This window comes from Bifidobacterium sp., assembly GCF_050874245.1.
GTDB lineage: Bacteria > Actinomycetota > Actinomycetes > Actinomycetales > Bifidobacteriaceae > Bifidobacterium.
The window spans coordinates 18,955-27,057 of record NZ_JBNMKH010000025.1; the positions used below are offsets into that span (position 1 = coordinate 18,955).

The 8,103-nt window shown below is 62.6% G+C and carries 8 protein-coding genes; 3 read left to right on the top strand and 5 right to left on the bottom strand.

Annotated elements, in window-relative coordinates:
- Nucleotides 1–38: 38 nt before the first annotated feature.
- The 4 genes from ACR0P8_RS04330 to ACR0P8_RS04345 all read right to left on the bottom strand — a co-directional run bounded on the left by ACR0P8_RS04330 (nt 39) and on the right by ACR0P8_RS04345 (nt 4,343).
- Nucleotides 39–989 carry a glucose-6-phosphate dehydrogenase assembly protein OpcA gene (locus tag ACR0P8_RS04330; protein WP_432623961.1) on the bottom strand — a complete coding sequence of 317 codons (951 nt, stop codon included), beginning with the start codon at nt 987–989 and terminating at the stop codon, nt 39–41.
- Nucleotides 986–2,557, bottom strand: coding sequence for a glucose-6-phosphate dehydrogenase (gene zwf / locus ACR0P8_RS04335; RefSeq protein ID WP_432623962.1), 1,572 nt, complete (start codon nt 2,555–2,557; stop codon nt 986–988). Before zwf ends, ACR0P8_RS04330 begins: the two co-directional genes overlap by 4 nt.
- Before the next feature lie 93 nt (nt 2,558–2,650).
- Nucleotides 2,651–3,325 (bottom strand): dihydrofolate reductase family protein, encoded by a 675-nt coding sequence (locus tag ACR0P8_RS04340; RefSeq protein ID WP_432623963.1) that lies wholly within the window; start codon nt 3,323–3,325, stop codon nt 2,651–2,653.
- 148 nt (nt 3,326–3,473) lie between these two features.
- On the bottom strand, nt 3,474–4,343 hold the full coding sequence (locus ACR0P8_RS04345; RefSeq protein WP_432623964.1) for an aldo/keto reductase: 870 nt from the start codon (nt 4,341–4,343) through the stop codon (nt 3,474–3,476).
- A 179-nt stretch (nt 4,344–4,522) separates the two neighbouring features.
- On the opposite strand from ACR0P8_RS04345, the gene ACR0P8_RS04350 reads away from it, so the two are divergent.
- The 3 genes from ACR0P8_RS04350 to ACR0P8_RS04360 all read left to right on the top strand — a co-directional run bounded on the left by ACR0P8_RS04350 (nt 4,523) and on the right by ACR0P8_RS04360 (nt 7,683).
- Nucleotides 4,523–5,425 (top strand): LysR family transcriptional regulator, encoded by a 903-nt coding sequence (locus tag ACR0P8_RS04350; RefSeq protein WP_432623965.1) that lies wholly within the window; start codon nt 4,523–4,525, stop codon nt 5,423–5,425.
- Between the two features lie 168 nt (nt 5,426–5,593).
- Nucleotides 5,594–6,979 (top strand): MATE family efflux transporter, encoded by a 1,386-nt coding sequence (locus ACR0P8_RS04355; RefSeq protein WP_432623966.1) that lies wholly within the window; start codon nt 5,594–5,596, stop codon nt 6,977–6,979.
- 131 nt (nt 6,980–7,110) lie between these two features.
- A complete protein-coding gene (locus tag ACR0P8_RS04360) occupies nt 7,111–7,683 on the top strand; it encodes a methylated-DNA--[protein]-cysteine S-methyltransferase (RefSeq protein WP_432623967.1) in 573 nt (190 codons plus the stop codon).
- Nucleotides 7,684–7,705: 22 nt separating this feature from the next.
- Here ACR0P8_RS04360 and ACR0P8_RS04365 read toward each other — a convergent pair.
- The coding region (locus ACR0P8_RS04365) for an SDR family NAD(P)-dependent oxidoreductase (RefSeq protein WP_432623968.1) at nt 7,706–8,103 on the bottom strand (398 nt) is incomplete at its 5' end.

Consider the following 8,103-nt stretch of genomic DNA (forward strand, 5'->3'; position numbering starts at 1 on the left):
TTCCCGAATGGTGGTAACGGTTCCGTCGCGCCGACGGGCTATTGCCTCGGCTTGACCAGTTCCAGACCGCGGGACACGACCTCGTTGTAGATCTCATCCGGATACAAGCGGCCAAGTTCCTCACTCAGACATTCCTCAAGCGTTCGTGCGGGCACGCTGATGGTCTGCGGCGACTGGCCGGGCACACTGATCACGGCGAATCCATCGTCGGTGGAGGGGCGTTCCAGACTCAGCACACCGTCGCCGCGCGTCAGATACACGCCGGTGACGGCCGTGGCGTCCAGATCCTCCTCGATCATCACCGGCACGTTCAGACGCAGACGCAGCCATGCGGCAAGCAGGTCCAACGGCAGATAATCCTTCTGCCCGGTCACGCGCACATTGCTCACTGGCAGGTGCGGCGGCTGGTCGAGCATGGAGGCGATCATCGCGCGCCATACGGTCAGGCGCGTCCACGACATGTCCACGTCCTTGGAGGAACGGTTGCGACGCAGATCGTCCATCGTGCGTTGCGGGTTCGAGGAATGCATTGCATCGGTGATGCGGCTGCTGGCCATGGAGCCGAGCAGATCCTTCGACGGGTTCGCGGGCGCCTCGTTTGGCCACCATGCCACGACAGGGGTGTCTGGAACGAGCAGCGGAATCACCAAGGTATCGGCGTGGCGGATCAGACCGCCACGCGGACGCAGCACGATGATCTCACCGGCCCCCGCGTCGGATCCGAAACGAATCTCGGCATCAAGGAAGGTGGGATTTTCCTCATCTTCCGGATTGACCTTGCGGCTGCTTGGCGCGATTGCGATCACGCGGCAGGGATGCTCACGGCTCGCGTTGTTGGCGATTTCGAGATCATGCTCGAGTTCGGTCTCGTTGGTGGAGATGAGCAGGGTGAGCACGCGTCCCAATGCCGCCTCGCCGCGCTCCTCGTGCAGTTCGTCGATTTTCGCCGAGATCTCGCGGGTCTCGGTGTCTTGCATGGTAATGATCACGGCATCCTCCAACGGTGTCCATCGCGGGCGAGCATTTCAACGGCCTCTTCCGGGCCCCACGTGCCGGAACGATACGGCTGCGGCTGGCCGAGCGTCGACCAGAACTCCTCGATCGGGTCGAGGATCTTCCATGAGAGGTTGACCTCCTCGGTGGTGGGGAACAGCGGCGGATCGCCCAACAGCACGTCGAGAATCAGACGTTCATAGGCTTCGGGGGAGGATTCGGTGAACGAACGACCATAGCCGAAGTCCATCGACACGTCGCGCACTTCCATCGAAGTGCCGCCGGGCACCTTCGCGCCGAAGCGCATGGTCACGCCCTCGTCGGGCTGCACGCGGATCACGATGGCGTTCTTGCCGAGTTCCTTGGTGGCTGTCGATTCGAACGGCAGATGCGGAGCGCGCTTGAACACCACGGCGATCTCCGTGACGCGCTTGCCCAATCGTTTGCCGGTGCGCAGATAGAACGGCACGCCGGCCCAACGGCGGGTGTCGATGTCCAAGCGAATCGCCGCATAGGTTTCGGTGGTGGAATTGGGGTCGATGCCCTTCTCGTCCAGATATCCGACAACCTCATGCGAACCCTGCCATCCGGCGGCGTACTGGCCTCGAGCGGTATGTGCCGCCAAATCCTTCGGCAGACGCACCGCGGAGAGCACCTTCGTCTTCTCTGCGGTCAAATCGGCCGCGGAGAAGGAGACAGGCTCCTCCATGGCGGTCAACGCCATGAGCTGCAGCAGATGGTTTTGGATGATGTCTCTCGCGGCGCCAATACCGTCATAATATCCGGCGCGTCCGGCCACACCGATGTCTTCGGCCATGGTGATCTGCACGTGATCCACATAATTGTTGTTCCAGATTGGCTCGTACATGGCATTGGCGAAGCGCAGCGCCAGGATGTTCTGCACGGTCTCCTTGCCAAGGTAATGGTCGATGCGGAACACGCTCGACGGGTCGAACACTTCGGAGACCACGCGGTCGAGTTCTTTGGCGCTGGCCAGATCATGTCCGAACGGCTTCTCGATGATCACGCGACGCCATGCGCCTTTTGAAGATTTCGCCAGACCGCAGTCGGCCAGCTGTCGGGAGACCTGCGGGAAGGCGCGCGGCGGCACGGACATATAGAATGCGTGGTTGCCGCGCGTGCCGCGGTCGCGGTCGAGCTCCGCGACGGTTTCGGACAGGCGCTCGAACGCCTTTGGGTCATCGAACGTGCCCTGCACGAAACGGATGCCCGCGGCGAGCTGTTTCCAAGTCGATTCCTTGAATGGTGTGCGGCAGTGCGCCTGCACGTTCTCCTTGACGAAGTCCTTGAAGTGGTCCTCGGTCCAGTCGCGGCGAGCGAATCCCGTCAGGCCGAAGCTCGGCGGCAGCAGGCCGCGGTTGGCCAGATCGTAGATGGCGGGAAGCAGCTTCTTGCGGGACAGATCGCCGGTCACGCCGAAGATCACGATGCTGCACGGGCCGGCGATACGCGGCAGGCGCAGGTCGCGGGGGTCGCGCAGCGGATTCGTCCACGCGCCGGCCGCGTTGGATGCGGTTGAAACGGTTTCAGTCATGTGCTTCATACTAGCCCCATAGCCGCACAGCGCGGCGGCGCGTATCCATTCCCTTGCTTCGTTTCTGCTTATAGACGGTTCCTATGCCGGCTTGCCCGCCACTCACCGGTCGAACGAATAGCGCAGCCAAACCGCACCATCCTCATATGGGGTGACGGAATCGAGTTTCAGGGCGACGGGCCTGCGGTCCATCGGCAGGCCGTCGAACGTGGAGGCCATGCCCTTGCGGCCGTCGATGCCGGGGCCAATCAGGATGCTCACCTCGTCGAGCAGGCCGGCATCGAGGAATCCGCCGTTGATGGTGCCGCCGCCGACCACGGCCATGCGTTCCACGCCGAACTCCTCATTGAGGATTTCGCTGGCACGCTTGAGATCGATGCGGTCGCGGCCTGTGGCGATCCATGAGATGTTGCGCGAATCTAGGAACTCGAGGTAATCCTCGCTCACTTGCTCGCAGGTCAGGATGACCAGAGGTTTGGCGCTGCCGGAATCGTCCGGCCAGCTCAACGTGCCCTTGGTGTCGGGAATTACGTTGTATCCTTCAGCGTCGGCCTTCTTGGAGAAGGCTTCGTGACCGAGCGGGCTGCCGGTGGCGTGGAATTCGCCGGAGGCCATCTCGAGCTGCGCGGTGACGCGGCCGCTCACGCGGGTCGGGGCGTCCAACGCCGCCAGCGTCTCGTAGTATTCGGTGTTGCCTGCCAACTGCACGGTCATACCGCAGTCGATGCGACCGTCGATCGACATCATCATGTGGCATACGATATAGGGTTTGCTCATGGTCTTTGCATTCCTTTCTTGCATGTACACCGTGAGCTTATGCCGAAACGCTTTGCATATCCAATGCCTATGGAACATGGAAACGCATGCAGGAATGTGCTGCGATTCCGATATGACGGGGAAGCGGCGGGGAAGTGGCGGGTGGCTCTCAGACGTCGTAGCCCATGGCCTGTTCGAGGAAGGCGTGTACCGCCTCGCCGGTGTCGCGCGGCGAGAAGCAGGTATGCCCGGTATCGAGCGTGGCGATGGCGGCCATTTCGTCGTCGGACAGCGTGAAGTCGAAGACGGCGAGGTTCTGACGCATGCGGTCCGGGTTTGCCGACTTGACGACCGGCACGATGCCGCGCTGCATGAGCCAGCGCAGCACGGCCTGTGGCACCGACTTGCCATGGTCGGCCGCGATATGGGAGAGCAAGTCGTTGCCCAGCAGCTCCGCATGCCCCGCGGCCAGCGGCGACCACGCCTGCATGGCGATGCCATGTTCGTGCAGATAGCGCCTGTCGACTTCGCGCTGGTAGAACGCGTTGCACTCGACCATGTCGACCACCGGCTTGCGGTCGTTGAAGAACAGGAAGTCGGCCATGCGGTCCGGGGTGAAGTTGTCCACGCCGATGGAACGCACCAGCCCCTCGTCCTGCAGCTCGCCGAGCGCGCGCCACGCGCCGTAGTAGTCGTTGTACGGCTGGTGGATGAGCAGCAGATCCACGTAATCCATGTCGAGCCGTTCCAGGGAGCGCTCCACCCCCTTGCGTGCGCCGTCGTAGCTGGTGTCGGTGATCCACAGCTTGGTGGTGACGAAGATCTCGCTGCGTGCCACGCCGCTGCCGCGCACGGCGGCGCCCACCGCACGTTCGTTGCCGTAGGCGGCGGCCGTGTCGATGAGGCGATAGCCCGCCCGAATGGCCTCGACCACCGCGTTCTCGCATACGTCCGGATCGGTCATGCGGAACACCCCGTAGCCGATGCGCGGCATGCGGTTCCCGTCGTTCAGCGTCAGATAGCGGTCGCTCATATCCATTGATGCTCCTTGTCTTGTGTCGCCTGCTTGTGTCTGCTTCTCTCTGATTGCGATGTGCTGCCGGGCATTGTATGGACGCCGCCGTGGCAATGGCAAATAGCTATGGTTCATCGATTGCAAGAGCTGATGGGAATAGTATGGTGGGAAGCTTGGCACGCATGCCGGGCAGGAAGGAGCTGATGATGGATGTTCGCGTATTGAGGTATTTCCTCGCCGTCGCCAGGGAAGAGAGCTTCACCGGCGCCGCCGAGACGCTGATGATGTCGCAGCCGACATTGTCCAAGCAGATCGCTCAACTCGAACATGAACTGGGCAAGAAACTGTTCGAGCGCGGCGGCCGGCGCGTCACGCTGACGGAGGACGGCATGCTGCTCTACCGCCGCGCGGAGGAGATCGTCACGCTGGTGGATAGAACCGAACGCGAGCTCAAAACCGACGAGCACGACGTGGCGGGGGAGGTGGCGGTCGGCGGGCATATCCCCAGATTCCTGCTCAGAGCCGCGGCCCGGACCCACGAGGTGCACCGGGGCATCCGCTTCTATTGGCACAATGGAGATGCCACCGACGTGTCGGAACGTCTGCAGCACGGCACGCTTGACTTCGCGGTGCTGCTTCGGCCGGTGGACGTGGTGCGCTACGACTTCGTGCCATTGCCGGACGTGGCACGGTGGGGCGCCCTGGTGCCCGCCGGCAGCGAACTGGCCGGCAGAGGCGTCCTGACTGTGGACGATCTGAAGCATATGCCGCTGGCCGTCCACCACCGAGAGGGGCTGCAACGGGAATTCAGCCTGTGGGCGGGCGTGGATATGGACGAGTTCGACGTCTCCGCCACGTACAACGTGCTCAACGGCAGCCCCTCGCCCTTCGTGACCAGCGGGCTGGGATGCGTGGTCACCACGGACGATCATCTCGACGGCGGCGAATCCGCCGACGTGCGTTTCCTGCCGCTCGACCCGCCTTTGGAGACGCAATGCGCGCTGGTATACCGTCGGCACGCCGCGCTGTCGAAATCCGCGGTCATATTCCTGGACCAGGTGAAGCAGTCGCTGCAATCCATGCACGAAGGCAATGGGAAGGAATAGCGCATAGCTATTTGCTATCGCATGGTGGCGATCCTACAATCCTCATTCGGGCCGGCATCGAGGTGCGGTGTGACAGACCCGGAACGCGGCGCATGGGGCATACAAGACGCGCAAGGCCGCAAGGGAAACCGGGAACAAGAATACGGGAACAGTGGAGGAGCGAAGGCCATGGCAAGAGACAAGGCGGGGAACAAACAGGAAATAGACATGCTGCATGGCCGCATCTGGACCAAGGTTCTGCGCTACGCGCTGCCCGTGGCCGCGACTGGCATCTTGGAACAGCTTTTCAACGCGTCCGGCATCATGATCGTCGCCAACTTCTCCCAAGGCGACGGCACCGCCGCGGTCGCCGCCGTCGGCTCCAACGCGCCGGTCACCGGGCTTATCCTCAACCTGTTCATCGGCATCGCGCTCGGCGCGAACGTCGTCATCGCCAACGCCATTGGCCGCGGCAGCCGTGATGCCGTGCGCAAGGCCGTGCATACCTCCATCGTTACCGCCCTGATTGGCGGTGTGGTCGTCGCCGTCATCGGGGAACTGCTCGCCGGCCCGCTTCTCGGCATGCTCAACGTGACCGACGAGGTGTTCCCTCTGGCGCTTATTTACTTGCGCATCTACCTGCTCGGCATGCCCGTCATCCTGCTCTACAACTTCGAGGCCGCCATCTTCCGCAGTATCGGTGACACGCAGGCGCCGCTCGCCGTGCTCGCCGTCTCCGGCGTATTCAACGTGACCATGGGCCTGATCCTCGTCATCCTGTTCCATCTGGGCGTCGCGGGCGTTGCCACTGCCACCGTCCTCGCCAACATCGCCAGCTCCATGATCCTGCTGTACCGGCTCGTCCACACCGACGCCGCCATCCACGTGAACCTGCGCGAACTCGGCATCGACCCGCTCACCCTGCGCCAGATCATGCGCATCGGCCTGCCCGCCGGCGTGCAAAGCGCCGTGTTCGCCGTGGCCAACATCATCATCCAGGCCGCCATTAACAGCCTCGGTACCGTCGTCATGGCCGCATCCAGTGCCGCGTTCAACATCGAGATCATCGCCTACTACGTGCTCAACTCCTTCAGCCAAGCCTGCGCCACCTTCACCGGACAGAACTACGGCGCCAAGCAGATCGGACGCTGCAAGCGTGTGCTCGGCATCTGCATCCTGGAGGATTTCATCGCCACCGCCTCCACCATCGCCGTCGTACTGCTCTTCGGCCACCGCCTGCTCGCCCTGTTCGATGCCACCCCCGAGGTCATCGCCGTCGGCTACACCAGACTCGTCATGGTCTTCTCCGCCTACACATTCAGCATGCTGTACGAGGTCATGTCCGGCTACCTGCGCGGCTTCGGCATTTCACTGGCACCGGCCCTGCTCACCGTGGCCGGCGTGGTCGGCGTGCGCATCACTTGGATCGAATTCGTATTCCCCATGCATCGCACCTTCGAAGCCATCATGATCGTCTACCCGATCAGCCTCGCCGCTACTGCCGTGCTCATCGGCATCGCGCTGCTGTGCTACCGGCCGTCCAAACGATTCGCGGTCGCACAGGCTTCGGCATAAGGATGGTGGTGCCGCGTCGGACCGCTATTCCGCCATCGCCGCCATGGACATTCCGATTCATAAAGCGAAACGATGCGCTCCCTACCCGATGACGTTATGCTCGTAATTGTCGAAAGGAAAGGAGCCGCGGCATGCTTGACAGGTTGCATTACGATTCGCCTCTGGGAGGCATCACGCTGGTTGCGGACCGGGATTCGCTGCTCGGCCTTTGGTTCGATTGGGAACGCTATCTGGATGATGCGTTGCGGACGCTCGGATCGACTCGATCCGTAACGGAGGGGGAGTCGAAGCCGCTTGATCTTGCCTCGCAATGGATGGATGATTATTTCGACGGGAAACGGCCTGATTCATCCATGGTTCCGCTACGGTTTGACGGTACGCCATTCCGTCGCAAGGTGTGGTCGTTGCTACGGGATGTGCCGTATGGGGAGACCGTCACATACGGCGAACTGGCTCATAGATTGGAAGCGATGAATGGCGATGGACGCAGGGTTTCCGCCCGTGCGGTAGGAGGGGCGGTAGGGCACAATCCTATTTCCATCATCGTGCCTTGCCATCGTGTTGTGGGAAGCGATGGCAGTCTGACCGGGTATGCGGGTGGTCTTGATACCAAAGTCGCCTTGCTTGAGCTGGAGCGGAATGGCGGAGATGCCTGCCGGCAGAAGCTGGACAAAGCGGATCCGACGTCACGGACGCGGTTCTGACGGCGTTTTTCGATTCGCCATTTCAATGGTGCGATGATTCATGTGCGTGCGGATTGCCGCCGTTCATGAACGCTGCCATGGTCCGGGTCACTGCGCGGGGAAGCGCGCGTTCGGCGAATGCGCCGGCCTTGGTGAGCGGACCGTGGTAGGCGAGGATCGAGCCGCGCATCATCCTGTGGTAGGCGAATGCCGCCAACTGGCGTGCGGTGGCAGGCTTGGTCATGGTGAAGAAGTTGCGGCCGCCCATCCTGGCGGCCTTGGCGAATCCGGTGGTCGTCGGCCCCGGGCATACGCAGGTCACCGTCACGCCCGTGCCGCGCAGCTCATAAGCCACGGCCTCCGACAGCGAGCGCACGAACGCCTTCGTGGCGAAATACATCGCCATGTACGGGCCGGCCATCATCGAGGCGACCGAGGAGA

Excerpts from the sequence above, each read along its gene's own strand:
- zwf (WP_432623962.1), bottom strand. The coding sequence starts at position 2,557 with ATGAAGCACATGACTGAAACCGTTTCAACCGCATCCAACGCGGCCGGC.
- ACR0P8_RS04340 (WP_432623963.1), bottom strand. The coding sequence starts at position 3,325 with ATGAGCAAACCCTATATCGTATGCCACATGATGATGTCGATCGACGGT.
- ACR0P8_RS04345 (WP_432623964.1), bottom strand. The coding sequence starts at position 4,343 with ATGGATATGAGCGACCGCTATCTGACGCTGAACGACGGGAACCGCATG.
- ACR0P8_RS04350 (WP_432623965.1), top strand. The coding sequence starts at position 4,523 with ATGATGGATGTTCGCGTATTGAGGTATTTCCTCGCCGTCGCCAGGGAA.
- ACR0P8_RS04355 (WP_432623966.1), top strand. The coding sequence starts at position 5,594 with ATGGCAAGAGACAAGGCGGGGAACAAACAGGAAATAGACATGCTGCAT.
- ACR0P8_RS04360 (WP_432623967.1), top strand. The coding sequence starts at position 7,111 with ATGCTTGACAGGTTGCATTACGATTCGCCTCTGGGAGGCATCACGCTG.